20 protein-coding genes and 1 other RNA gene are annotated in these 26636 nt (G+C 65.5%); 16 read left to right on the top strand and 5 right to left on the bottom strand.

From position 1 onward, the window contains the following. The first annotated feature begins 159 nt into the window (after positions 1-159). Genes PC39_RS15530 through PC39_RS15510 form a run of 5 tightly spaced genes read left to right on the top strand, consistent with a single transcriptional unit; the run spans position 160 to position 6390 of the window. Positions 160-2430 (top strand): ATP-binding protein, encoded by a 2271-nt coding sequence (locus tag PC39_RS15530; protein WP_353254322.1) that lies wholly within the window; start codon positions 160-162, stop codon positions 2428-2430. After that, positions 2427-2567: a hypothetical protein gene (locus PC39_RS15525; protein ID WP_353254321.1), complete on the top strand. Its 141-nt coding sequence runs from the start codon at positions 2427-2429 to the stop codon at positions 2565-2567. Before PC39_RS15530 ends, PC39_RS15525 begins: the two co-directional genes overlap by 4 nt. A gap of 51 nt (positions 2568-2618) precedes the next feature. Next, positions 2619-2924 (top strand): nucleotidyltransferase family protein, encoded by a 306-nt coding sequence (locus PC39_RS15520; RefSeq protein ID WP_353254320.1) that lies wholly within the window; start codon positions 2619-2621, stop codon positions 2922-2924. Further along, positions 2914-3300 carry a HepT-like ribonuclease domain-containing protein gene (locus tag PC39_RS15515; protein ID WP_353254319.1) on the top strand — a complete coding sequence of 129 codons (387 nt, stop codon included), beginning with the start codon at positions 2914-2916 and terminating at the stop codon, positions 3298-3300. The genes PC39_RS15520 and PC39_RS15515 overlap by 11 nt, the downstream gene beginning before the upstream one ends. 15 nt (positions 3301-3315) lie before the next feature. Continuing rightward, entirely contained in the window at positions 3316-6390 is a 3075-nt protein-coding gene (locus tag PC39_RS15510) for a type I restriction endonuclease subunit R (RefSeq protein WP_353254318.1), read from the top strand. A 341-nt stretch (positions 6391-6731) separates the two neighbouring features. Here PC39_RS15510 and ssrA read toward each other — a convergent pair. Further along, positions 6732-7091: a transfer-messenger RNA gene (gene ssrA, locus PC39_RS15505) on the bottom strand. A gap of 296 nt (positions 7092-7387) precedes the next feature. Between ssrA and PC39_RS15500 the strand changes: the two genes are divergently transcribed. Further along, entirely contained in the window at positions 7388-8455 is a 1068-nt protein-coding gene (locus PC39_RS15500; RefSeq protein WP_353254317.1) for an IS481 family transposase, read from the top strand. 138 nt (positions 8456-8593) lie between these two features. On the opposite strand, the gene smpB is transcribed toward PC39_RS15500, so the two are convergent. Beyond that, complete coding sequence (gene smpB, locus PC39_RS15495; RefSeq protein ID WP_353254316.1) at positions 8594-9070, bottom strand: SsrA-binding protein SmpB; 477 nt, start codon at positions 9068-9070, stop codon at positions 8594-8596. Positions 9071-9225: 155 nt separating this feature from the next. Here smpB and PC39_RS15490 point away from each other — a divergent pair, with 155 nt between their 5' ends. From PC39_RS15490 to PC39_RS15480, 3 genes are read left to right on the top strand one after another with little or no spacing between them, the layout of a single operon-like run. Then, complete coding sequence (locus PC39_RS15490; RefSeq protein WP_353254315.1) at positions 9226-10605, top strand: sodium-dependent transporter; 1380 nt, start codon at positions 9226-9228, stop codon at positions 10603-10605. Next, a complete protein-coding gene (locus tag PC39_RS15485; protein WP_353254326.1) occupies positions 10605-10892 on the top strand; it encodes an RnfH family protein in 288 nt (95 codons plus the stop codon). The genes PC39_RS15490 and PC39_RS15485 overlap by 1 nt, the downstream gene beginning before the upstream one ends. Continuing rightward, entirely contained in the window at positions 10892-12535 is a 1644-nt protein-coding gene (locus tag PC39_RS15480) for a BCCT family transporter (protein WP_353254314.1), read from the top strand. Before PC39_RS15485 ends, PC39_RS15480 begins: the two co-directional genes overlap by 1 nt. 9 nt (positions 12536-12544) lie before the next feature. On the opposite strand, the gene PC39_RS15475 is transcribed toward PC39_RS15480, so the two are convergent. The 3 genes from PC39_RS15475 to PC39_RS15465 all read right to left on the bottom strand — a co-directional run bounded on the left by PC39_RS15475 (position 12545) and on the right by PC39_RS15465 (position 15709). Then, positions 12545-13003 (bottom strand): outer membrane protein assembly factor BamE, encoded by a 459-nt coding sequence (locus tag PC39_RS15475; RefSeq protein WP_353254313.1) that lies wholly within the window; start codon positions 13001-13003, stop codon positions 12545-12547. Between the two features lie 117 nt (positions 13004-13120). After that, positions 13121-14794 carry a DNA repair protein RecN gene (gene recN, locus PC39_RS15470; protein WP_353254312.1) on the bottom strand — a complete coding sequence of 558 codons (1674 nt, stop codon included), beginning with the start codon at positions 14792-14794 and terminating at the stop codon, positions 13121-13123. Positions 14795-14803: 9 nt separating this feature from the next. Beyond that, positions 14804-15709, bottom strand: coding sequence for an NAD(+) kinase (locus tag PC39_RS15465; protein WP_353254311.1), 906 nt, complete (start codon positions 15707-15709; stop codon positions 14804-14806). A gap of 141 nt (positions 15710-15850) precedes the next feature. Between PC39_RS15465 and hrcA the strand changes: the two genes are divergently transcribed. The 7 genes from hrcA to carB all read left to right on the top strand — a co-directional run bounded on the left by hrcA (position 15851) and on the right by carB (position 26563). Further along, positions 15851-16909, top strand: a complete 1059-nt coding sequence (gene hrcA / locus PC39_RS15460; protein ID WP_353254310.1) for a heat-inducible transcriptional repressor HrcA — start codon at positions 15851-15853, stop codon at positions 16907-16909. Positions 16910-16990: 81 nt separating this feature from the next. Continuing rightward, a complete protein-coding gene (gene grpE, locus PC39_RS15455) occupies positions 16991-17572 on the top strand; it encodes a nucleotide exchange factor GrpE (protein ID WP_353254309.1) in 582 nt (193 codons plus the stop codon). A 106-nt stretch (positions 17573-17678) separates the two neighbouring features. Beyond that, positions 17679-19634 (top strand): molecular chaperone DnaK, encoded by a 1956-nt coding sequence (gene dnaK / locus PC39_RS15450; protein ID WP_353254308.1) that lies wholly within the window; start codon positions 17679-17681, stop codon positions 19632-19634. 175 nt (positions 19635-19809) lie between these two features. After that, positions 19810-20922, top strand: a complete 1113-nt coding sequence (dnaJ, locus tag PC39_RS15445) for a molecular chaperone DnaJ (protein WP_353254307.1) — start codon at positions 19810-19812, stop codon at positions 20920-20922. 191 nt (positions 20923-21113) lie between these two features. Beyond that, positions 21114-21926 carry a 4-hydroxy-tetrahydrodipicolinate reductase gene (gene dapB, locus PC39_RS15440; protein ID WP_353254306.1) on the top strand — a complete coding sequence of 271 codons (813 nt, stop codon included), beginning with the start codon at positions 21114-21116 and terminating at the stop codon, positions 21924-21926. 198 nt (positions 21927-22124) lie between these two features. Beyond that, the gene (gene carA / locus PC39_RS15435) at positions 22125-23249 is read left to right on the top strand and encodes a glutamine-hydrolyzing carbamoyl-phosphate synthase small subunit (RefSeq protein ID WP_353254305.1); all 1125 of its coding nucleotides are present in this window, start codon (positions 22125-22127) and stop codon (positions 23247-23249) included. A gap of 83 nt (positions 23250-23332) precedes the next feature. Beyond that, positions 23333-26563: a carbamoyl-phosphate synthase large subunit gene (gene carB, locus PC39_RS15430; RefSeq protein WP_353254304.1), complete on the top strand. Its 3231-nt coding sequence runs from the start codon at positions 23333-23335 to the stop codon at positions 26561-26563. The last annotated feature ends 73 nt before the right edge of the window (positions 26564-26636 follow it).

Here is a 26636-nt window from a genome sequence, read left to right as displayed (position 1 = left end):
AGCTATGGGATTATCTTGCATGACTCAAAGATTCCCCGGACAGCAGTGATTTCATAAATAAATTACGCCAGCAGAAGGACCGGCGAGTGTGGATCGCGGAAGGCCCGACCTTGGGTAGGCTTGCTGGCTTCGTAGAGCACGTGTTGCCGGATCTCAGAGATGAAGATATCCGGCGCAAGGTATTGGAGACACATCGGGCTCTTGAAAAAAACAACCCGCAAGGAGGCGTTGGCAATGGCGAATGACTTCGAAATCGGACGGGTTGTTGCCATCGATACCGCTCAGGTCAGTATCGAACTGAACCGGGACTTGAAGGGAATGAGCCGTAGCACCTACGAAGGGCCGCAGGAAGTCGGGCGCATCAATTCCTATGTGGTCATTCCGGTAGGGGCACGTCGTCTGGTCGCGATGGTAACGCGGGTCGTTCTGGTTGAAGAAGCTGAAATGAAGGCTGATCGGACAATGGTGGCGCTCCCGGCGGCCCGGCGCCTGATGAAGGCGACCCTGATTGGGACCATTGATGGCGGCAAGTTCCGGCAGGGCGTATCGCTATTTCCCGTGCTGGATAACCCAGTCCACTTGGCTGGTCAGGCTGACCTCGATGCGATTTTCGGGCCTGTGAAACAGGAAGAGGCGCCCTCCGATCCAGATGAGCCTGGATACTGCATCCCAATTGGCGAGTCGGCGGTGGTACAGGGACGGCCCATACGAATTGATCCAAACGCGTTTTTCGGGAAGCACGCTGCCATTCTTGGTAGCACCGGATCGGGGAAGTCGTGCACGATTGCGAGTCTCCTGCAGTCTATCCGAGAACAGCCAGAGGTCAGGCGGACTACCTGTGTAATCCTGGATACCAATGGCGAATATCGGCGTGCTTTTCAGCGAGAAAAGGACAATGGGCAATGGGAAAACGTCGATCCAGTTAGGTGTCTGTACATCCCGTCTGACCCGTCTCTTGAACGCGAGCGATTAGCGATCCCTTATTGGTTTCTGAATTCTGATGACTTTGTCCGATTATTTCGAGCGCGGGAGGGGGTGCAATCTCCGGTATTACTTCGAGCTCTTCGTTTAGCACGATCAGGTTCGACGGCAGCTGGTACACCTGCATCAATTCTTGAGGTGCTGAGAACCGCGTCTCGGCAGATCCTTTCACTAATCGAAAATGATGCGCCTAATCAGCAATGGGCAATACCCGGGAATGTGTTACAGCGGTGTCATGACGGGCTCCGATATCGTGACACATTTCCGGGGCACGTGCAGGCTTTAGATCAAGCCTTTGGCCCAGGAGTGCTTCAAGAATGGGAAGCGGCTCTCCAGACGATTCAGGGTATCGCACAGCAGGCGAGTCAGCAGGGAAATCAGGGCGGACTTGGCGGAACACGACTTCAGGAAATACGTGACGCAATTGATCCTGTCATAGAACGATTGAACCAGCTGCTGGCTACTAGACCTGAGGCTGCGGGAGATGTCAGTGCTGATCAACCGCGCTACTTTGATCGGAATGAGTTTTTGGAAAGCGCGCTTGATACCGCTATGCGAGAACAGGTGGAATCCGGAAACCCAGCCCGAGCTAGAGACGCTTGTGGACCAATGTTTCTCAGAATTCGGAGATTCTTTGAAGACCCTCGATTCAACTTCATGTTTGATGCGTATCCTGATGCGCCAGACGTCCTTTCAGCCTTCCTTCGTGATCTGCTTGGAATCGGGGCGGCACATGACCAGGATTTAGCAAGTGAAGCTGCTGTTCAACCGACAGATTTACCATTTTACAATCGACAGCGTAGCGGCCCAGAGCCGGACGATGTGGTTATCCTTGATCTTAGCCTGCTGGCATCAGAGGTCATGGAGAATGTCACCGCCCTTATCGGTCGGCTGATTCTCGAATTTCTTCAGCGCCTTGGAGAGCACGGCGGTGAAGAAGCACGTGGGTCATTACCTGTCATGCTCGTGCTTGAAGAGGCTCAGAATTACATTCAGCAGCCAAGGTTTGGTGAGGAAGAATCGATCGCCCGTGAGGTATTCGAGCGTATCGCGCGCGAGGGCCGAAAATACGGCTTGAGTCTGGTGGTGGCATCCCAGCGTCCGAGCGAGCTTTCGAAGACGGTGTTATCCCAATGCAGCAGCTTTATCGTGCACCGGCTGCAGAACCCGGAGGATTTGCGCTACTTTAAGGAAATCGTCCCGGGAATCTATGGGCCGATGCTGGAGCAGATTCCGGCGCTCGCGCCACAAACTGCGCTTGTACTTGGCGAGTGTGTGTCGGCACCCGCATTGGTGAGGATTCGCGACGCGAAACCCGCTCCTAGGAGTAAGGACCCGCAATTCTACAGGTATTGGGTGGCTGAAGCTCCGCCAGAAATCGAGGTGGAGGAAATTTGTCGCAACTGGGAAACCGGTAGCAAGCCCGAGGGAGAGGGACAGCAGCAATGAACCGCGTAGCCGTCAATCCCGAGCTGATCATCTGGGCGCGAGAGCGCGCCGGGCTGGAGGCGCTCGACCTGACGGGACGCTTCCCTAAACTTCCGGACTCGGAGAGCGGGGATTGCAGCCAACATTGCGCCAGCTAGAGAGCGCCGCGCGTGTGGTGCACGTTCCCCGGTGGCATTCGAGGTCATGACATGAGTAACGAGCTTCAGCGAGATAATGTGCTGGCGACTCTGCGGCGATTCAAGGACAGCCGCGGGCAGAGTTACGGCATCACTAGAATCGGCGTGTTCGGTTCGGTGGCGCGTGGCGAGCCCGGGCCGGACAGCGATATCGATATCGTGTACGAGACCGACACGCCCAACCTGTTTCGGGCCTCCCACATGCGCCAGGAGCTCGAGGAGCTGATGGGTCGGCACGTGGACGTGATCCGGCTGCGAGCGCACATGAATCCCCGGCTCAAGGCCCGCATTCAGCGCGAGGCGCGTTATGTCTCGTGATGCGCTGATCGTCGAACGGCTGGAGGATGTGCTGGAGGCTTTGGAGCGAATCCCCCGCCGGTTCACCGGTATCAGTACGCCCGAAGATTTTTACGATACGGCCGAGGGACAGGATCGGCTGGACGCTATCTGCATGGTTTTGGTCGGGGTGGGCGAAGCGTTCAAGCAAGTGGACAGGAAAACGGACGGCAAGTTGCTGGCCCGCTATCCGGGTGTCGACTGGACGGGTGTGAAAGGTGTTCGAGACGTAATCGCGCACGGCTATTTTGATGTCGATGCCGAACAGGTTTTCGCCATTTGCCGAAACGATATCCCGGTGCTCATTGAAACCGTTCTGGCCATGCTCAATGACCTCGCCGATGATTCCGAGCGCTGATCCACAGGATAAATAATGGCCAAGACGCTTTCAGAACAACAAGTTGAAAAAGCGGCTCTCGGCTGGTTCGAAGCACTGGGATTCGATATCCGCAAGGGGGCGGACATCTCGCCGGGGGTGGGCGCGCCCCTGCGGGAGAGCCACGAGCATGTGATTCTGGAACCTAGGCTCCGCGCGGTGTTGCGCCGGATCAACCGCCACCTGCCGGAAGATGCCGTGGAGCAGGCGGTGCGCATTGTCGCCCGGCCCCCGGAGCCCGCGCTTTTTCAGAATAACCGCTGGTTTCACCGTCTGCTGACGGACGGCATCGACGTGGAGTACCGGACACAGAACGGCGAAACGCGCGGTGACAAGGCCTGGCTCGCGGACTTCTCCAGCCCTGGCGCGAATGACCTGATGGTTGTCCATCAGTTTACGGTGAAGGCGGGCAACAGCACTCGCCGGGCCGATCTGGTGGTGTTTCTTAACGGTTTGCCCGTTGCGGTCATCGAACTGAAGGACCCTTCCGATGTGCAGGCCGATCTATGGAAGGCTTACCGCCAGCTTCAGGACTACAAGGAACATGTCCCTGCGTTGTTCCACTACAACGAGCTGATGGTGATCAGTGATGGGGATGCCACCCGTGTCGGTTCATTGACGGCGGGGTCGGACCGCTTTGCCCCGTGGCGCTCGATCGAGGATGCTGCGCATCCGGGGGAGCCGACCCTGGAAGCCTTGGCAACGGGCCTTTTTGCGCCGCAACGGCTGCTGGATTACCTGCGTCACTGTGTGATTTTCGAGGAAGACGACCGGACCGGAGAGATCGTCAAGAAGATCGCCGGCTATCACCAGTTCCGAGCCATGCAGAAGGCGCGGGCGTCCGTGAAAGCGGCCTTGCGACCGCCGGCTGGGGAAGGCGACGGCCGTGGCGGCGTTATCTGGCACACGCAGGGCTCGGGCAAGAGCCTGACCATGTTGATGCTCTCCGGGGCCCTGATTGGTGACGATCAGCTCGCCAACCCGACGGTGGTTGTCGTCACGGACCGCAACGATCTGGATGGGCAGCTTTTTGGCACCTTTGCGGCCGGTCGGGCGCTATTGCGGCAGCAGCCCGAGCAGGCCAACAGCCGGGACGACCTGGCAGCCAGGTTGAACCGGGCGTCCGGCGGAGTCGTGTTCACGACCATTCAGAAGTTCGAGGAGCGCGGCGGCCCGGTCAGCGAGCGCTCGAACATCGTCGTTCTGGCCGACGAAGCGCATCGGAGCCAGTACGGTTTTCTGGAAGGTGGGGCTCGCTGGATGCGCGACGCGATTCCCAATGCCACCTTTGTCGGGTTCACCGGAACGCCGCTCGAACGCGACGATAGGAGCACTCCGGCGGTATTTGGTGATTACGCCGATGTTTATGACATCCGGCAGGCCATCGAAGACAACGCCACCGTACCCATCTACTACGAAATGCGTCTGGTGAAGCTCGTTCCTGACGAGCAGGGTGTGCGCGAAGCCGAGGAGGAAATGAGGGTTCGGCTGGCTGCCGAAGCGGACAAGTCCGGCCAGAAAGTGGACGATTATATCCGCGTGGAGCTGGAAGCGCTGGCAGGAGCGCGTGCACGTCTCAGGCTCGTGGCGCGGGAAATTGTCGAGCACTTCGAGAAGCGGCGTGAAGTCATCGAAGGCAAGGCCATGGCCGTGTGCATGAGCCGTGAAATCTGCATGAATCTGTATGACGAGATCGTCGCCTTGCGGCCGGATTGGCACGCTGAGGACGACGATGCGGGGTTCGTAAAGGTTGTCATGACCGGTTCCGCGGCCGAGGGTGAGCGGGTCACTTTTCACTCGCGCACAAAAGCACGGCGCGAAGCGCTGGCGCGTCGCTTCAAGGACCCGGAAGATGATCTGCGGTTGGTGATCGTTTGCGACATGTGGCTGACGGGCTTTGATTGCCCGCCGATGCATACCATGTACCTGGACAAGCCACTGGCGGGCCACAACCTGATGCAGGCCATTGCCCGGGTGAACCGCGTTTTCGGGGAGAAGCCGGGTGGGGTGGTCGTCGATTTTCTCGGCATCGCAGACCAGTTGCGGGATGCGGTACAGACCTACACCCAGGCGGGTGGGGCCGGCAGCCCGGTTGAGGATATTCAGGAAGAAGCCGTGCCGCTGATGGAGCGGCAATTCGAGGCCCTGCGGGATTTCTTCAACGGCTTTGACTACAGCGGCTTTTTCAACGGGAATGAGGCCGATCAGTTGGGCGCTGTCACGGCGGGCGCCGACTATGTGTTCCAGCAAGGCGACGGTAAGCGGCGTTTCATGACCATGGTGACGGGGCTGTCGAAGGCTTTTTCCCTGTCAGTGCCGCGACCGGAGACGGAGGCTATACGCGACCATCTGGCGTATTTTCAGGCGGTTCGCGCCGCCATCCGTAAGCGGCTTGGCGATGACAAGGGGCCGCCGCCCGTGGATTCACGGGTCGCTGTGCGCCAGGTGATTTCAGGCGCCATTGCCTCCGACGGGGTGATTGATCTGTTCCAGGCGGCGGGTCTGGCGGAGCAAAATATCGGCATCCTGTCCGACGACTTCCTTGACCGGCTGGCCGCGCTACCGCACAAGAACCTGGCCCTTGAGACGCTGCGCAAGTTGTTGAACGATCAGATTCGAAGTCGTGAGCGGGTCAACATCGTAGAGTCCAGAAGCTTCCGTGAATCGCTTGAGACCGTTCTCACGCGGTACACGAACCGTGCCATCACGACAGCGCAAGTGATTGAGGAACTAATTGGCCTGGCGCGGGAAATTCGTGAAGCTGTGAATCGTGGCGAGGAATTCGGACTGAGCGACGAGGAACTAGCGTTCTACGACGCGCTCGCGGACAACGAATCGGCGCGGGAAGTGATTCAGGACGAAACGCTTCGGCTGATCGCACGTGAACTCTCCGAGCGCATAAAGGCAAAAGCGTCCCTGGACTGGACTCAGCGTGATGCAGTACGGGCAGACATGCGCAGAACGGTGCGGCGCCTTTTGGCGAAATACGGTTACCCGCCCGATGCGCAGGAAGCTGCCACCCAACTGGTCATTCGCCAGGCGGAGTTGATGGCAGAGAGCGCCATTGCTTAGCCGGAATAGCGCACGGCCTTCACCTGCAAAGTAGAAGGGGCGCGATTTCTATCGCACCCCAGCGCCGATCGGACGCTCCCGATCCATTTGTCGATTACTCTGCTGCCGGTAGATCGGGACATCCATCAGTCTGGCTTGGAGGCTTCGGACCGTTCCAGCTACACCTTCGGCGTCGCGTTCGTCGGACTTCCTCTGTTCACCGGACAAAGGGGGCCGCTCCACCCGTCACGCCGCCTACAGGCTCAAAGGCAAGCGCCGAGCCGGGCTGTGCCGGACCGGGCCCGGGGGCTGCCGGCCGCTGCGCAACAGAAAAAGCCCCTCGAGAGAGGGGCTTTCGTCGTTGGTGGAGGCGGCCGGAATCGAACCGGCGTCCGCAGGTCCTCCGCCCTCGGATCTACATGCTTATTCCGTCTTTGATTGTCGGCGACCGCTACCCGACGGACAGGGAAAACGGCCGCTTAGTCCCGTTTGCTCTTAACGGTTCGGCCCGGGACGGGGCCTAGCCGCGAGCCTGTGAGATTCGACGCCCGTGACCGGAAGCACAGGCACTTACCGGGCGGACGCTAGCGGGTTTTAGGCCGCCAGAGCGTAGTTGTCGTCGTTGGCAACTATCTTTAGGGTGCAACCTGTTTAACGAGGTGGATCGCAACCTCGGCATGCACCTCGGGTTTCGACACCTGCGTCGAAGCCATGTCGCCCCCGAAGGAATCTCATCATAGCACGCCGCCTATCGCCGGCGTCACGGTAATAATGGTGGTTGCGGCGGGCGTTTCAAGGGGACGTGATCCGTCATTGGTGATTTGTGATTCGGGAAGAACGTGATCCGTGATTAGTGATTTGTGATTCGTTGGGAAGAGGGAGGGTTACGCTCTTTGCTGAGCTAGTTGAGTATTTATCCGACACCCGCCCCTGCTGAGTTGGATTAAGCGGGGGTGGCCACCGGGGTCTCCGATAGACTCTTCGTTACCACACGCAGAGCTACACAGGAGGATCCCCGATGACCACCGTTTCACAGAGTACCAAGCGCAAGTTGTCGCTGCTGCAATTGGCCGAGGAGCTGGGTAATGTCTCCAAGGCCTGTCAGATCATGGGCTATCACCGCGATACGTTTTACGAGGTCCAGAAGGCCTTCAAGGTCGGCGGCGTGGCCGCCCTGGTCGAGCAGCGGCGCGGGCCTCGCAATCCGCACCCCAACCGGGTCCCGGAGGACGTCGAGCGCCAGATCCTGGAGCTGTCGCTGCAAAAGCCCACCTACGGCAGCCAGCGCATCGCCAATGAACTGCGGCTGCAGGGCGTGGATGTCGGCCCCTCCGGCGTACGGGGCGTGTGGCTGCGCCACGAGCTGGAGACCCGCTACAAGCGTTTGATGCGGCTCGAGGCCGAGGCCCGGGAGCAGACCGTCGTCCTCTCAGAGGATCAGATCCGCTTGTTGGAGCGCCATTCACCGGAGTTCCGCATGCGCCACGTCGAGACCCGCGCGCCGGGCGAGCTGCTCAACCAGGACACCTTCTACTGGGGCACGCTCAAGGGCGTGGGCAAAATCTACGTCCAGGTCGTGGTCGACGCCTTCTGCTCGTTGGCCTTCGCCAAGGTCTATACTTCGAAGATGCCGATCACCGCGGCCGATCTGCTCTACGACCGCGTGCTGCCCTTCTATGAGGCCCTGGGCGTGCCCGTGAAAGCCGTGCTCACCGACAATGGCCGCGAATTCAGTGGCCGGCCGGAGCAGCATCCCTATGAGCTGCTGCTGGCCTTGCACGACATCGAGCACCGCACCACCAAGGTCCGCTCGCCGCGTACCAATGGCTTTGTCGAGCGCATGAACCGCACGCTGCTCGACGAGCACTTCCGGATCAAGGGACGGGAGAAGTGGTACGACTCGGCCGAGGAAATCCAGCGCGACCTGGACAGCTTCCTCGAGTTCTACAACCTCAAACGCAGCCACCAGGGCTATCGCCTGAAGGGCCGAACACCGGCTCAGGCGCTACGCGAGGCGCTGGATCGCAAGAAGCTGCCACCGATCATCCCGAAAGAGGAGGAAACCGACGCCAGAGAAGCGGCATAATCAGAGTCATCGGAGACCCCATGTGTCGGGTAAATACGAAACTTGTACACTCTTTACCAATCACCAATCACCAATCACCAATCACCAATCACCAATCACCAATCACCAATCACCAATCACCAATCACCAATCACCAACTCACTCATGCCGCAACAACTGCGCCTTGCGCCGCTGCCAGTCCTTGTCCTTCTTGGCCTGGCGCTTGTCGTGCTTGGCCTTGCCCTTGGCCAGCGCGATCTCCAGCTTGGCGTTGCCGCGCTTCCAGTACAGGGCCAGGGGCACGATGGTGAAGCCCTTCTGCTCGGTGGCGCCGATCAGGTGGGCGATCTCGCGGTCGTGCAGCAGCAGCTTGCGGGTGCGCGTGGGATCGGTCTCGATGTGGGTCGAGGCCGAGGGCAGGGGGTGGATGTGCGCGCCCAGCAGCCAGGCCTCGCCGTCCTTGATGATGACGTAGGCCTCGGTGATGCGGCCCTTGCCGGCGCGCAGCGACTTGACCTCCCAGCCCTGGAGGACCAGGCCCGCCTCCAGGCGCTCCTCGATGAAGTAGTCGTGCTTGGCCTTGCGGTTGAGCGCGATGGTCGCGGGTGCGGCTTTTGCGGTCTTGGATTTGGCCATAGGAATCTGTCGGCGGCGTCGGGCTGCGGCGGTGGAGTCGTGGCGGCGCGGGCCGCGGCGCGTGTAGCGTAGACTCTACTCCCGCGGGCCGCAACGCGGCGGCCCCGGAGCCTGTTGACGGAAGCGATGCAGTGACAGAAGAACGAGACACCGCGATGCCGGGGGGAGCCGCCGACGCGCCCGTCCGCTGGTCCTCGCCGACGCTGTTCGTCCTGGCGGCGGCCGGCGCGGCCATCGGCCTGGGCAATGTCTGGCGCTTGCCTTATCTGGCCGGCGAGTACGGGGGCGGCGCGTTCGTTCTCGTCTACATGCTGGCGCTGGTTTTCATGGGACTGCCGCTTCTGATCGCGCAGTTGCTCCTGGGTCGCGGGGTGCGCGCCGACCTGCCGACCATGCTCGGACGCTGGGCCGCCGCGAGCGGCCTGCATCGCGCCTGGCGGTCGGTGGGCCACCTGGCCCTGCTGGGGGCGGCGCTGGTGCTGTCCTACTACAGCGTGATCGCCGGCTGGAGCATGGCCTACCTGCTGCGCTCGATCGCCGGCGGTCTGGAGGGGGCGCGCCCGGAAGCCCTGCGTGAGACGTTTCTGGTCCTGGTCTCCGATCCGGAAAAGGGATTGGGTTGGCACACGATCTTCATGGTGGCGTCGACCGTGATCGTGGCGCACGGCGTACGCCGGGGATTGGAACCGGCGGCCCGCTGGCTGCTCAGTGGCGCGCTGTTGTCGGCGGCGGCGCTGGCCCTGGTCGCGGCCGGGCCCGGCAGGGACGCGGCGCTGGTACACCTGCTGCGGCCGGATTTCGCGGCCCTGGGCTGGCGCGGCGTGGTCGAGGCCCTGCACCAGGCATTCTTCAGTCTGAGCCTGGGTCTGGGCGTGATGCTCACGTTCGGTGCCTATCTGCGCGAGGAGACCTCGCTGGTGCGCGTCGGCGGCGCCGTGATGCTGCTGGACATGGGTTTCGCCCTGGTCGCGGGGTTTGCGGTGATGGCGTTGCTGTCGGCCGCGGGACAGGCGCCGGCCAGCGGTCTCAAACTGGTATTCGAGGCGGTGCCGGCGGCGGCCGCGGCGGTGGCCGGCGGCTGGCTCTCGACCCTGTTCTTCTTCATGCTGCTGTTGGTGACACTGACGTCCGCCGTGGCCTTGATGGAGCCGGTGGTGGCCTGGGTCATGGCCCGCTTCGCGGTGACGCGCGTGGCCGCGGCCACGGGCACGGGCATCGTGATCTGGTTCCTGGGCCTCGGCACCCTGCTGTCGTTCAACCTGATGGCGGACTTCACCCTGTACGAGCGGACCGTGTTCGACTGGCTGTCGCAGTTGTCGTCGCGCCTGTTGCTGCCGCTGGTGGGATTGCTGCTGTGCGTCTTCGCCGGCCGCTTCCTGAGTCCGGGCGCCCTGCGCGATGTCTGGAGCGCGGGCGACGGGGCCCGCGCCTTCCGGCTGTGGCACTGGATCCTGCGCTACCCGGCCCGGATCGGGCTGATCCTGGTGTTGCTCTATTCGGCCGGCATCTTCGCGTTCATGGAGAATCTTTGGTGATGCGGGTGGAAGTCGCCTATGCCCGGCCCGAGGGGCAGACGCTGCTGACACTGGACCTGCCGCCGGGCAGCAGCGTGGCCGAGGCGGTGACGGCGTCCGGGGTGCTGGAACGGCATCCGGAGATCGACTGGCCGGGGACGCCGGTGGGGATATTCGGCCGCAAGGTGTCGCCGGAGCGCCTGCTGCGCGAGGGCGACCGGGTCGAGATTTACCGCCCGCTGACGATCGATCCCAAGGAGGCGCGCCGCCGGCGCGCCGCGGCCCGGGACACCCAGGGAGGGCTTTGATGACGTCCAGCACACGTCCCGGCTGGGTCTTCTATCTGTCGGTCGCCGCGCTCGCGGCCTTCGTCGCGGCGGGCGTGGCGATGCCGGCCGAGTTGGCGAGGTGGGCCCAGACGGGACTGGATTTCACCACGCAGCACTTCGGCTGGCTGTACCTGTTCGCCACCACGGGGTTCCTGGTGTTCTGCATCGGCGTGGCGTTCAGCGACTACGGGCGCATCCGCCTGGGCGCGGACGGCGAGGCTCCGGAGTTTCCCTATACCACCTGGCTGGGGATGATCTTCTCCGCCGGCATGGGCGTGGGCCTGGTGTTCTGGGGCGTGGCCGAGCCCATGACCCACTATGTGGCGCCGCCCCTGGGAGGCGCCACGCCGCGTTCGCCCGAGGCGGCCAACCTGGCTCTGCGTTATTCCCTGTTCCATTGGGGGTTTCACCAGTGGGCCAATTTCGCGGTGGTCGGCCTGGCCATCGCCTACGTGCGCTTTCGCCGGCAGCGTCCGGGTCTGATCAGCGAGGCCTTCCGCGACAGCCTGGGCGATGCCGTGGACGGCGTCCGGGGACATGCCATCAATACACTCGCCGTGGTCTCCACGGTGTTCGGCGTGGCCACCACGGTCGGTCTGGGCGTGATCCAGATCAACAGCGGCCTGGTGGCGGTGTCGCCCTGGGAGATCGGCTTCGGCGCCACGGAGCAGCTCGCCATCCTGGGCGGCGTGGCGCTGGTGTTCCTGCTGTGTGCCCTGACGCCGCTGGAGCGGGGCGTGCGTTACGTCAGCGACCTGAACATGCTGCTGGCGGCAGCGTTGCTGGTATTCGTCTTTTTCGCCGGGCCGACCGATTTCATCACCGCGGCCCTGACCAATGCCGTCGGCGAGTATTTCGGCAACGTCATCGGCATGAGCCTGGTGATGACGCCGTATACCGGCGGCGACTGGGTGGAGCGCTGGACCATTTTCTACTGGGCCTGGGGCCTGGCCTGGGCGCCGTTCGTCGGCGCCTTCATAGCCCGCATCTCGCGCGGGCGCACGATCCGCGAGTTCGTGCTCGGCGTGATCGGCGTGCCGGTGGTGCTCAGCGCCGTGTGGCTCGCGACCTTCGGCGGTTCCGGGCTGTACTACGAGATGTTCGCCGGCGCGGGCATCGGCGATGCCGTCACCCGCGAGCTCAGCTCGGCCCTGTTCGTGACCCTGGCACAGCTTCCGGCCGCGGAGTACCTGGGTGCGCTGACTGTCGCGCTGGTGGTGCTGTTCGTGATCACGTCCGCCAACTCGGCGACCTTCGTCCTGGGGATGTTCACCAGCAAGGGCGTGTTGGAGCCGGGGCGGCTGATCCGGGTGACCTGGGGCGTGCTGCAGGTGGTGGTGGCGGGTGTGCTGCTTCTGAGCGGAGGGCTCGCGGCGTTGCAGACCATCTCCATCCTCGCCGCCTTCCCGTTCATGCTCTTGATGATTTTCATGGCGGGTGCGCTGCTCAAGTCACTGCGCGAGGAACGCCGCCAGTGGGAGTTGCACGAAGCGATGGTGCAGGCGCAGATCGAGCGCTTGATCGAGGAGCGTTGGCCCGCGGAGGAGGAAAACGCGGCGGAGGCAGGACCGTCCGCGTCGGAGACTCGCGAGGAACCGGGCCCGCGGCGACCGGGCGCGTGAGCGCCGGCGTCAGCCGCCGGGAACGGGCGAGGGCGTGTCGGGGCCCGGCTCCGGTGTCGGCCGGCGCTCGGCGGGCAGCGGCGAATCGTCGTCCGCCATGGCTTCCTCGAGCTCGTCGGGGTCGATCTCGCGCATCTCCTCGGGGAGCATGGCCTGGTAGGTCTTGTCGCCCTCGATGCGGGCGAGCTTGCCGTCGTCGAAGAACAGGCTGAGCTGGCTCTCGCTGACGTTGGCGTTCTTGTCCCGCAGGTAGAAGACGTAGTCCCAGCGCCGGGCGTCGAAGCTGTTGTCGATCAGCGGCGTGCCGAGGAGATAGCGGACCTGGCGCGGCGTCATGCCGGGTTCGAGCTGCTTGACCTTCTCGCTGTCCACGATATTGCCCTGGAGGATGGGCACGCGGAACAGCGTGGGCAGGCTGCAGCCGGCGAGCAGCGCGGCGGTGGCGACGACGGCGGCGACGGCTTTCATGTGATGTGACCAGCCCTGCGGAAAATGCGGCATGTTACGGGAGCGTCGGCGGCAGCGGCAAGATACCAGGGCCTGTTAACACTTCGGCCGTGGCCGCGACTGCGGTGTTAACGGACTCTAGCCTGCCGCGCGTTCGATCATCTCGCGCGCATGCGCCAGGGTCTGATCGGTGATCTCGACTCCCCCGAGCATGCGCGCCAGTTCTTCGACCCGGCGGTCCGCGGCGAGTTCCCGGATACGGGTGCGGGTGGTGCCGTCGGCGACTTCCTTGCTGACATGCAGATGCTGCCGTGCCTGGGCGGCCACCTGGGGCAGGTGGGTGACGCACAGGGTCTGGCGATCGGCGCCCAACCGCCGCAGTTGCCGTCCCACGATCTCGGCGACGCCACCGCCGATGCCGGCGTCGACCTCGTCGAAGACCAGGGTCGGCACCCGCGTCGCGGCTGCGGCCACCACCTGGATCGCGAGGCTGATCCGCGACAGTTCGCCGCCGGAGGCCACGCGCTCCAGCGGCCGCGCCGCCTGGCCGGGATTGGCGGTCACGCGGAAGACGATACGGTCGTTGCCGTGCGCGGTCGGGGCGGCCTCGGCGTCGTGGGCCACCGCGACCTCGAACTCGCCCTGGGGCATACCCAACTCGCGGATGCCCGCGGTCACGGATCCGGTCAGGGACGCCGCCGCCTCGGCGCGAGCGTCATGCAGGGCGGCGGCCCGTTCGCGGTAGTCGGCCAGGGCCGCGTCGCGGTCGCGCCGCAGCGCCGCCAGCCGCTCGCCGGCCCCCTCCAGGTCGGCCAGTTCCCGCTGCAGCCGTTCGAGGCGTTCCGGAAGCGCCTCGGGTTCGCAGCGGTGTTTGCGGGCCAGGTCCTGGATGCTCGCCAGCCGCGACTCCACCGTCGCCAGGCGCTCGGGGTCCAGCTCCACGCCGTCCAGGCGCCGGCGCAGCGCGTCCGCGGATTCCTGGACCTGGATGCGGGCGGCGGCGGTGGCCTCCGCGGATTCGCGGAAGCCCTCGTCCAGTTCGGCGAGATCGGTCAGCAGGCGTTCGGCGGCCCCGAGCAGATCGGTGGCGCTGTTCTCCTCGGCCTCGTACAGCAGGCCCATTGCCTTGTTGCCGTCGGCGATCAGGCGCTCGGCGTTGGCCAGACGGCGCAGCTCGGCCTCCAGTTCCGGCAGCTCGTCCGGCTTGAGATCGAGCGCCTCCAGCTCCTGCACCTGGTAACGCAGCAGGTCCAGCCGGCTCTCGCCGTCGTCCCCGATCTGCTCGATGCCGGCGATCTCGTCTTCCAGCGCACGCAGGCGCCGGCAGGCCTCGGCGACCGCCGCGACGCGGTCCTCGTGGCCGCCGTAGCCGTCGACGATCTCCCGCTGCACGGACGCGCGCAGCAGGGACTGGTGCTCGTGCTGGCCGTGGATGTCCACCAGGCATTCGCCCAGCGCGCGCAGGTCGCGCGCGGCCGCGGGGCTGCCGTTGATCCAGTTCCGGCTGCGACCCTCGCGCGAGACCACCCGCCGCAGCACGCACTCCTCGCCGTCGTCCAGCTCGCGCTCGGCGAGCCAGTCGCGTGCCGCGGGGGCGTCGTCCAGCCGGAACAGGGCGTCGATCTCGGCGCGCTCGGCACCGTCGCGCACGGCGTCGGCGTCGGCGCGGTCGCCCAGCAGCAGGCCCAGGGCGTCGATCAGGATCGACTTGCCGGCGCCCGTCTCGCCGGAGAGCACGGTCATGCCCGGTGACAGCTCCAGGGCCAGGTCGTCGATGATCGCGAAGTTGCGGATCGTCAGCTCGGCGAGCATGGCGGCGGCCTATCGCGAGGGCAGGGCGCGCTGGCCGCGGCCCCACTGCAGCTTGTTGCGCAGGATCTTGAAGTAGTCGTAGCCGGGGGGATGGATCAGCGTCAGGTCGCGGTCGGCGCGCTCGACCACGACCCGGTCGCCGGCGCACAGCGTCTGGCTCATCTGCCCGTCGACGGTGAACAGTGCGCGCGTGTCGTCGTCGGGTCCCACCCGGACTTCCAGACGGTGGTGGGCATCGACCACCAGCGGCCGGTCGGACAGCGTATGCGGGCATATGGGCACTAGGGCGATCGCCGGCAGCGCCGGGTGCAGCACGGGCCCGCCGCCCGACAGGGCATAGGCGGTGGAGCCGGTGGGGCTGGCGACGATGATGCCGTCGGCCCGGTGATGACTGATGAAGGACTCGTCCATGAAGGTGTCGAACTCCAGCACGCGTGCGAACTCCTTGTTGCGTACCACGACGTCGTTGAGGGCGAAGAACGGCCCCAGCGGCCCGGTGTCGGGATTGGCGTACTCGATGCGGGCGGCCAGCAGCAACCGCGGCTCGCGCACGAAATGGCCGGCGAAGACCTCGTCCAGCGTTGCCGTCATCTCGGCGGGCAGCACGTCCACCATGAAACCGAGCCGTCCCAGGTTCACGCCCAGCAATGGTGTGCCGTGCGGCGCCACCACGCGGCCGGCGTCCAGCAGGGTGCCGTCGCCGCCGACCACCACGACCAGGTCGCACTCCGCGCCCAGGCCGTCACGGTCGAGGGTGTCGCCTTCCCAGTCGGAGAGCAGGGAGGCGGTGTCCGCGTCGAGAATGGCGCGGCGCCCGCGGTCGCGCAGGTAATCGGCCAGGCGCAGGATGGTCTCGGCCACCGTGGGATCGCCGCGCTTGCCGATGATGCCGATGTCGGAGAAGTCCTGGGACACTGGATGCCGACCCTTCGTGTTCTCTGTATTGGTCCGTCGCGGGGGGGCGCCGGCGGCCGCCGCGGGCGTTCTTGACACTCCGGCGGGGTGGCTGCAATCTCCAGGCAGACACGGCCTTCGGCGGCTCCGAACCCACATTCTATGACGGCGCCAACGCAGCATACCAGCTTAGATCGCCGCGCCCGGCTGCTGCTGAAGGCGTTGGTGGAGCGTTACATCGAGGACGGCCAGCCGGTGGGCTCGCGCACCCTGGCGCGCTACTCCGGCCTGTCGGTGAGCGCGGCCACCGTGCGCAACGTGATGGCCGACCTGGAAGACCTGGGGTTCGTCGCCTCGCCGCACACTTCCGCGGGCCGTGTGCCCACCGTCCGCGGTTACCGTTTCTTCGTGGATACCCTGCTGTCGCCGGAGTCCCTGCCGGCACGCCAGCGCGCCAGCCTCGAACGCCAGCTCCGGGCCCAGCTCGACGCCGGCGGCGATCTGCTGGCGTCGGCTTCGAGCCTGTTATCGAGCCTGTCGGACATGGCCGGGATCGTCACCGTGCCGCGCGCCGACGCCGCCAGCCTGCGTCGGATCGAGTTCCTGCCGCTGTCCGGGCGGCGGGTGCTGGCGATCCTGGTGATCAACCAGCGCGAGGTGCAGAACCGCATCCTGGAGACGGACCGTCAGTACGGCGCCGCCGAGCTGGAAACCGCGGCCAATTTCCTGAACGCGCGCTTCGCCGGCCGCAGCCTGACCGACATCCGGGCCGGTCTGGCCCGCGAGCTGGACAGCGCCCGCAGCCGCATGAATCGCGGCATGCGGGACGGCCTGCAGATGGCGCGGCGACTGTTCGCCGAGCCGAGCGACTCGCCCGGGGACTATGTGCTGGCGGGCCAGACCAATCTCATGGGGTTCCCGGAATTCGCCGAGGTCGATCGCCTGCGCGAGCTGTTCGAGGCCTTCCAGCGCAAGCGGGATTTGCTGGCGCTGTTCGACGAATGCCTGTCCGCCGAGGGCGTGCAGATCTTCATCGGCGAGGAGTCCGGCTACCGGGTGCTCGACGAGTGCAGCGTGGTCAGCGCGCCGTACACCGTGGACGGCGAGATCGTGGGCACGCTGGGCGTGATCGGTCCCACCCGCATGGCCTATCACCGCATCATCCCGCTGGTCGACGCCACCGCCCGGTTGCTCGGCACGGCCTTGAAAACCGCGAATTAGTCTCCATCTCCGGCGCAGCGGCGTGGGCGCGAGGCATACCGCGCGCCGCGCATTCGTTTGGGAACGACGGGGATATCGATCATGAGTGACCACAAGGCGAACGCCGAACGCGACGGCGCATCCGAGGAGGAAGCGGCCGCCCCGGAGGCGCAGCGGGACGAGGCCGAGGCCACCCCCGAGGAGGCGCTCGCCGCGCAGCTCGAGGAGGCCCGCGCCGAGGCCGAGCAGTATCGCGACCAGGCCCTGCGCGCGCGCGCCGAGGCCGACAATGCGCGCAAGCGGGCCGAGCGCGACGTCGAGGCGGCGCGCAAGTTCGCCCTGGAGAAGTTCGCCGCCGAGTTGCTGGGCGTGCGCGACAGCCTGGAGCTGGGTCTGCAGGCGGCCGAGCAGGAATCCGGCAGCCTGGAGAAGCTCCAGGAGGGCATGGCGTTGACCTCGCGCATGCTCAACCAGGCGATGGAGAAGTTCGGGATCGAGCCCATGGACCCGCAGGGCGAGCCCTTCGATCCGAGCTACCACGAAGCGGTCTCCACCCAGGAGAGCGCCGAGCACGACGCCAACACCGTGGTATCGGTGATGCAGAAGGGCTATCTGCTCAACGGGCGCGTCCTGCGTCCGGCCATGGTCGTCGTCAGCAAGCCGCCGAGCGGACAGGACGGCTGAGCGCCAACGCTTGAAATGGCACGCGCCGGCCCCATCTAGGCGGTTAACCGAGACATGACCCGGCGCGAACACACGCATACAGGGTTTCGATAGAGAGGGATTCAAGATGGGTAAGGTGATCGGAATCGATCTGGGCACGACGAACTCCTGCGTCGCCGTGTACGAAGGCGACAAGCCCAGGGTGATCGAGAACGCGGAAGGCGAGCGCACCACGCCGAGCATGGTGGCGTTCACCGACGACGGGCAGACGCTCGTCGGCCGTCCGGCCAAGCGCCAGGCGGTGACCAACCCCGAGAACACGCTCTACGCGATCAAGCGCCTGATCGGCCGCACCTACGACGATCCCACGACGCAGCGCGACAAGGAGATCGTGCCGTACAAGATCGTCAAGGCCGACAACGGCGATGCCTGGGTCGAGGCCCACGGTAAGAAGATGGCGCCGCCGGAGGTCTCCGCGACCGTGCTCCGCAAGATGAAGGAGACCGCGGAGGACTACCTCGGCGAGACCGTTACCGAGGCCGTGATCACCGTGCCCGCGTATTTCAACGACTCCCAGCGTCAGGCGACCAAGGACGCCGGCCGCATCGCCGGGCTCGACGTCAAGCGCATCATCAACGAGCCCACGGCCGCGGCGCTGGCCTACGGCATGGACAAGCAGCGCGGCGACAAGAAGATCGCCGTGTACGACCTCGGCGGCGGTACTTTCGATATTTCCATCATCGAGATCGCGGACGTCGACGGCGAGCACCAGTTCGAGGTCCATGCCACCAACGGTGACACCTTCCTCGGTGGCGAGGACTTCGACATGAAGCTCATCGACCACATCGCCGAGGAGTTCCAGAAGGAGCACGGCGTCGACCTGCGCAAGGACAAGCTGGCCCTGCAGCGCCTGAAGGAGGCCGCGGAGAAGGCCAAGATCGAGCTGTCCTCGACCCAGCAGACCGAGATCAACCTGCCGTACGTCACGGCCGATCAGTCCGGGCCCAAGCATCTCAACATGAAGATCACCCGGGCCAAGTTCGAGTCGCTGGTGGAGGATCTGGTCGCGCGCACCATCGAGCCCTGCCGCACGGCGCTCAAGGACGCGGGCATGTCCGCGTCCGACATCGACGAGGTCATCCTGGTCGGCGGTCAGACCCGCATGCCGGCCGTGCAGGAGGCGGTGAAGTCCTTCTTCGGCAAGGATGCGCGCAAGGACGTGAACCCCGACGAGGCGGTCGCCGTGGGCGCCGCGATCCAGGGCTCGGTCCTGTCCGGCGACACCAAGGACGTGCTGCTTCTCGACGTCACGCCGCTGTCCCTGGGTATCGAGACCCTCGGCGGCAAGATGACCAAGCTGATCGAGAAGAACTCCACGATCCCGACGCGCAAGACCGAGACCTTCACCACGGCCGACGACAACCAGACCGCGGTGACCGTGCACGTCCTCCAGGGCGAGCGCGAGATGGCCTCGGCGAACAAGTCGCTGGGCCGCTTCGACCTGGCGGACATCCCGCCGGCGCCGCGCGGCACGCCGCAGATCGAGGTCACCTTCGACATCGACGCCAACGGCATCCTCAACGTGTCCGCCAAGGACAAGGCCACCGGCAAGGAGCAGTCGATCGTGATCAAGGCGTCCTCGGGCCTGTCCGAGGACGAGATCGAGCGCATGGTCCAGGACGCCGAGACCCATGCCGAGGAGGACCGCAAGTTCGACGAGCTGGTCACCGCCCGCAACCAGGCGGACGGTTTGATCCACAGCATCGAGAAGAGCATGCGCGACCTCGGCGACCAGGTGACCGAGGACGAGAAGAAGCCGGTCGAGGAAGCGATCGCGGCCCTGCGCGAGGTCCTCGACGGCGACGACAAGGACGCCATCGACGACAAGACCCAGAAGCTGTCCGAGGCCGCCGCGCCGGTGATCCAGAAGGCCTACGGCGATCAAGCCGGCGGCGCCGAAGGTCAGGCCGAGGGCGGCCAGCAGCAGGGCGGTGCCCAGGCCGGCGGCGACAGCGAGGACGTGGTCGACGCCGAGTTCGAGGAAGTCGACGACGACGACAAGAAGTCGGGCACCGGCAGTTGAAGTGACTCGTGATTCGTGATTTGCGATCGGCCGGGGGCGCGTGACGCCTCCGGCCTTTTGCAAATCGCGGGTCGCGACCATGGCGCAGGGGGAGTGCGCCGGGCAGCCGTAGGAAGCGTAATATGCGTCGGTTGTCGCGAATCACCAGTCACCAATCACGAATCACGATACCTTCATGAGCAAGCGCGATTACTACGAGATCCTCGGCGTCGCGCGCGACGCGTCCGCCGAACAGATCAAGAAGGCCTATCGTCGTCTGGCGATGAAGAACCATCCGGACCGCAATCCGGACGACGAGGAGGCCGAGGCGCGCTTCAAGGAGGCCTCCGAGGCCTACGAAGTGCTGTCCGACGAGCAGAAGCGGGCCGCCTACGACCGCTTCGGTCACGAGGGCGTGGCCGGGGCCGGGGCCGCGGGCGGCGCCGGTTTCGGCGGTTTCGGGGATATCTTCTCCGACATATTCGGCGGTGGCATGGGCGGCGGCCGGCGACCGACGCGGGGCGCCGACCTGCGCTATGACCTGGAGCTGGACCTGGAGACGGCGATCGCCGGCGACACGGTCCGCATCCGCATCCCCACCCTGGAGGACTGCGACCATTGCGACGGCGACGGCGCCGAGCCCGGCTCCGACAAGATCCGCTGCGGCACCTGCCAGGGCAGCGGCCAGGTGCGCATGCAGCAGGGCTTCCTCGCGATCCAGCAGACCTGTCCCGAGTGCCGCGGCCGCGGCACGGTGATCAACAACCCGTGCATGCGTTGCCGCGGCGAGGGCAAGCGCCGCTCGCACAAGGACCTCTCGGTCAAGGTGCCGCCGGGGGTCGACAACGGCGACCGTATCCGGCTCAACGGCGAGGGCGAGCCGGGCGAGATGGGCGGTCCCGCCGGCGATCTCTACGTCCAGATCAACGTCAAGCCGCACGATATCTTCGTGCGCGACGGCGACGACCTGCGCTGCACCGTGCCGGTGAATATCACCACCGCGGCCCTGGGCGGCGAGATCGACGTGCCCACGCTGGACGGCAAGGTCACCCTGCGCATCCCCGCGGAGACCCAGAGCGGCCGCGTGCTGCGTCTGCGCGGCAAGGGCGTGAAGTCGGTGCGCAGTGCCACCGAGGGCGATCTGCTGTGCAAGGTCATGGTCGAGACCCCGGTGAACCTCACCAAGCGCCAGAAGGAGCTGCTCGAGGAACTGGCCGAGAGCCTGGACGAGGGCGGCGGCCGGCACAGCCCGGAGAGCGCCTCCTGGCTCGACCGCGCCAAGCGCTTCTTCGAAGAACACCTCGGTTAAAGGGCATTAACCACAGAGGCACAGAGGCACAGAGGCACAGAGGATTTAAGGGAAAGAAAGCGAGAGAGGGCTAACCACCAAGACACAAAGAGCACAAAGCGGTTTTAGCTTTTTTGCCTTTGTGCTCTTTGTGTCTTTGTGGTTCATTACTGCTTCTCTTTGTGTCTCTGTGCCTCTGTGGTTTGATTCATATGAATGATATTCGGGTCGCGATCAACGGCGCCGGCGGGCGTATGGGGCGGAATCTGGTCACCGCCTGCGTGCAGAATGACGCGCTCACTTTGACCGCCGCCTTCGAGGCCCCGGACTCGCCCTTCCTGGGCCAGGACGCCGGCACGCTGGCCGGCGGCGAAAGCCTGGACGTGCCGCTGCGTGCCGCCGACGAACGCCGCGACGCGGCATTCGACGTGTTGGTGGATTTCACCCGGCCGGAGCCGGCGCTGGCGGCCCTGGATGACTGCCGGGCGTCGGGCGCCGCCATGGTCATCGGTACCACCGGTTTCGATGCGGACCAGATCGCGGCGATCGACGCCGCGGCGCGCGGGATCCCGCTGGTGTTCGCGCCCAACATGAGCGCCGGCGTGAATCTCACCCTCAAGCTGCTGGAGATGGCCGCGCGCGCCCTGGGCGACAGCGTGGACATCGAGATCGTCGAGGCCCACCACCGGCACAAGGTGGACGCGCCCTCCGGCACCGCGCTGAAGATGGGGGAAGTGATCGCCGACACCCTCGGCCGCGACCTGAAGACGTGCGCGGTCTACGGGCGCGAGGGCCACACCGGCGAGCGCGACCGCAAGACCATCGGTTTCGAGACCATCCGCGCCGGCGACATCGTCGGCGAGCACACCGTCCTGTTCGCGGGCGACGGCGAGCGCCTGGAGATCAGCCACAAGGCCTCCTCGCGCATGACCTTCGCCGCCGGGGCCATGCGCGCCGCCGCCTGGGTCGCCGGACGCACGCCCGGCTGCTACGACATGACCGACGTGCTCGGCCTGCATGGGTAAAACGTTCTCAACCACAGAGGCACAGAGGACACAGAGATTACAAAAAAGAGCAAGGCATGAAGAAAAATCCGGAGCGCAAAAAATGCAAATTACTTTTCTCGCTCTGTGACTCTGTGGTTTGGTTTCCCGTTAGACAGCCTGAAGCGGCGCGGCTATAATTTCGCGCCGCACCGCCCCCCGTACCAGTAGGAGACCCGATTGCGCCAACCGGCACTGCTCGCGCTCGCGGACGGTAGCGTTTTCCACGGCGTCGCCATTGGCGCAACCGGCACGACGGTCGGCGAAGTGGTGTTCAACACCGCCATGACCGGCTACCAGGAAATCCTGACCGACCCCTCCTACCGCAAGCAGATGGTGACCCTCACCTATCCGCACGTGGGCAACGTCGGTGCCAACGACGGCGATCGCGAGTCCGCCGACGTCCAGGCCGCCGGCCTGATCCTGCGCGAGGTGCCGCGCGCGCCCAGCAATTGGCGCTCGCAGGCGTCGTTGTGCGATTACCTGGCTGACAATGGCCTGGTGGGCATCGGCGATGTCGACACCCGGCGTCTGACCCGGCTGCTGCGCGAGAAGGGCGCCCAGGACGGCTGCATCATGGCCGGCGATATCGACGAGGCCGAAGCCTTGCGGCTAGCGCGCGAGTTCCCCGGCCTCAAGGGCATGGACCTGGCCGCCGACGCCGGCACGATCGAGGCCTACGATTGGCACGAGCCTTCCTGGGTCGGCCCGGACGCCGTCGAGGCCGAGCGCCGGGCGTGTTTCGATGTCGCCGTGTACGACTACGGGGTGAAGTGGAACATCCTGCGGCGACTGGTGGACAGCGGCTGCCGCGTGCGGGTGGTGCCGCCGCGCATGCCGGTGGATGAGGTCCTGGCTCCGGGCGTGGACGGCGTTGTCCTGTCCAACGGCCCCGGCGATCCCGATCCCTGCGATTACGCCATCGCCGCCGCCCGCGAGCTGATCGAGCGCGGCGTGCCCACCCTGGGCATCTGCCTGGGGCACCAGATCCTGGGCCTGGCGGCGGGCGCCAAGACCGTGAAGATGAAGTTCGGCCACCACGGCGCCAACCACCCGGTGCTGGATATCGATTCCGGCGCGGTCTGGATATCCAGCCAGAACCACGGCTTCGCGGTGGACGAGGACAGCCTGCCGGACAACGTGCGTGCCACGCATCGCTCGCTGTTCGACGGCACGCTCCAGGGCATCGAGGTCGTGGGCAAGCCGGCCATCGCCTTCCAGGGCCACCCCGAGGCGAGCCCGGGCCCGCACGATGTGGCGCCACTGTTCCGCAAATTCACGGACCTGATGGAATCTCGTAAATGATCCACAGATTACGCAGAGCGACACAGATGAGGGATTTTCAAGGAAATCTGTGTAAATCTCTGAAATCCGTGGATTTTTAGTCAATGCCCAAGCGAACCGACATCCAAAGCATCCTGGTCATCGGCGCCGGTCCGATCGTGATCGGCCAGGCCTGCGAATTCGACTATTCCGGGGCGCAGGCCTGCAAGGCCCTGATGGCCGAGGGCTACCGGGTGATCCTGGTCAACTCCAACCCGGCCACGATCATGACCGATCCCGAGACGGCGGATGCGGTCTACATCGAGCCGATCCAGTGGCAGACCGTGGCCCGGGTGATCAAGGCCGAAAAGCCGGATGCGCTACTGCCGACCATGGGCGGCCAGACCGCGCTCAACTGCGCGCTGGACCTGTGGCGAGAGGGGGTGCTCGATCGCCACGGCGTGGAGCTGATCGGTGCCTCCCAGGAGGCCATCGACATGGCCGAGGACCGGGAGTCCTTCCGCGAGGCCATGCACGAGATCGGCCTGGGCACGCCGGTGTCGGCGCTGGTGCATTCCATGCCCGAGGCGGTCGCGGCGCAGGCCGACATCGGCTTCCCGGTGATCGTGCGGCCGTCTTTCACCCTGGGCGGCACCGGCGGCGGCATCGCCTACAACCGCGAGGAATTCGAGGACATCGTCGCCCGCGGTCTGGAGCTGTCGCCGACCAACGAGGTGCTCCTGGAAGAGTCGGTCCTGGGTTGGAAGGAATACGAGATGGAGGTGGTCCGTGATCACGCGGACAACTGCATCATCGTCTGCGCCATCGAGAACCTGGACCCGATGGGCGTGCATACCGGCGACTCGATCACGGTGGCGCCGGCGCAGACCCTGACCGACAAGGAATACCAGGTGATGCGCGATGCCTCGGTGGCCTGCCTGCGCAAGATCGGCGTGGACACCGGCGGCTCCAACGTGCAGTTCGCGATCAACCCGGAGAACGGCCGGATGATCGTGATCGAGATGAACCCCCGGGTGTCGCGCTCCTCGGCGCTCGCGTCCAAGGCCACCGGCTTCCCGATCGCCAAGGTCGCCGCCAAGCTGGCCGTGGGCTATACCCTGGACGAGTTGCGCAACGAGATCACCGGCGGCGCCTCGCCGGCCTCGTTCGAGCCCAGCATCGACTACGTCGTCACCAAGATTCCGCGGTTCACGTTCGAGAAGTTCCCGGCTGCCGACGACCGCCTGACCACCCAGATGAAATCGGTGGGCGAGGCCATGGCCATCGGCCGCAATCTCCAGGAGTCGCTGCAGAAGGCGATGCGGAGCCTGGAGATCGGCTCCGACGGCTTCGAGAGCAAGCTCGGCGATCTGTCCGGCGACGAGGCGCTGGCCACCCTGCGCACCGAGCTGGCGACGCCCCGCGCCGAGCGCCTGTGGTACGTGGGCGACGCCTTCCGGGCCGGGATGAGCCTGCAGGAGGTGCACGAACTCACCCGGATCGATCCCTGGTTCCTGGATCAGATCGAGGAACTGATCGCGATGGAGGGCGAGCTCGAGGGCAAGGTGCTCGCCGACCTGGACGCCGCCGCCATGCGGCGCCTCAAGCGCGCCGGCTTCTCCGACCGCCGGCTGGCGAAGCTGCTGGGCAGCGACGAGTTCGCGGTGCGCGCGGCGCGCCTGCGCCTCGGCGTGACGCCGGTATTCAAGCGGGTCGACTCCTGCGCCGCCGAGTTCCCGACCGCCACCGCCTACCAGTACTCCTCCTACGACGAGGAGTGCGAGGCCGAGCCCTCCGACCGCGACAAGATCATGGTCCTGGGCGGCGGCCCCAATCGGATCGGGCAGGGCATCGAGTTCGACTACTGCTGCGTGCACGCCGCCCTGGCGATGCGCGAGGACGGTTACGAGACCCTGATGGTCAACTGCAACCCGGAGACCGTGTCGACCGACTACGACACCTCCGACCGGTTGTACTTCGAGCCGCTCACGTTCGAGGACGTGATGTCGATCATCGACGTCGAGAAGCCCAAGGGCGTGATCGTGCAGTACGGCGGCCAGACGCCGTTGAAGCTGGCGCGGCGCCTGGAGGCGGCCGGCGCCCCCATCATCGGCACCTCGCCCGATTCCATCGACCTGGCCGAGGACCGCGACCGCTTCCTGAACCTGGTCAAGCGGCTCGGCCTCAAGCAGCCGGCCAACCGCACCGCGCGTTCCGAGGCCGAGGCCATGAAGCTGGCCGAGCAGGTCGGCTTCCCGATGGTGGTGCGGCCCTCGTACGTGCTCGGCGGCCGGGCCATGGAGATCGTCTACGACCCCGACGACCTGCAGCGCTACATGGAGGCCGCGGTCAAGGTCTCCGAGGACACCCCGGTGCTGCTCGACCGCTTCCTGGAGGATGCGATCGAGCTGGACGTGGACGCCGTTGCCGACGGCGAGTCGGTCTTCGTCGGCGGGATCATGGAGCATATCGAGCAGGCCGGCGTGCACTCCGGCGACTCCGCCTGCTCGCTGCCGCCCTACAGCCTGGACGATGCCGTGCTGACCGAGGTCCGCGAGCAGACCCGCGCGCTGGCGCGCGGCCTGAACGTTGTGGGGCTGATGAACGTGCAGTTCGCGGTCCAGAACGGCGAGATTTATCTGCTGGAGGTCAATCCGCGCGCCTCGCGGACGGTGCCGTTCGTGTCCAAGGCCACCGGCCTGCCGCTGGCCAAGATCGCGGCCCGCTGCATGGCCGGCCGCAGTCTCGCTGACCAGGGCGTGACCGCCGAGCGGGTGCCGGAATACTACTCGGTCAAGGAAGCGGTGTTCCCCTTCAGCAAGTTCCCGACCGTGGATCCCCTGCTGGGGCCGGAGATGAAATCCACCGGCGAGGTCATGGGCGTGGGCTACAGCTTCGGCGAGGCCTTCGCCAAGTCACAGCTCGCCGCGGGCGTGGGCCTGCCGTCCTCGGGCACGGCCCTGATCACTATCCGCGATGCCGACAAGCCGCACGCGGCGGCCCTGGCCAAGTCCCTGATCGACGCCGGCTTCGACATCGTCGCCACCGGCGGCACCGCGGCGGCCATCCAGGCGGCCGAGTTGCCCTGCCGGAAGGTCAACAAGGTCAAGGAAGGCCGGCCGCACATCGTGGACATGATCAAGAACGAGCAGATCCAGTTCATCGTCAACACCACCGAGGGCAAGCGCGCGATCGAGGAATCCCGTTCCATCCGGACCACGGCGCTGCGCTACAAGGTGGCCTATTTCACGACCATCGCCGGTGCCCGCGCGAGCTGTAACGCGCTGCCCCACCTGGGCGACCTGTCGGTGCACTCGCTGCAGTCCCTGCACGCCCGTTACGAGACCCTCGACTAGCCGGCCCCGCCGCCCATGAGGCCGGCCCGGACCCGGGCGACGGAGCCCCCGGGGCGGCAAAGTCCCGGCAAAC

Source organism: Salinisphaera sp. PC39, from assembly GCF_040361335.1.
GTDB lineage: Bacteria > Pseudomonadota > Gammaproteobacteria > Nevskiales > Salinisphaeraceae > APNM01.
Note: the sequence above shows the minus strand (reverse complement) of the source record. Positions and strands in the feature narration are given on the sequence as shown.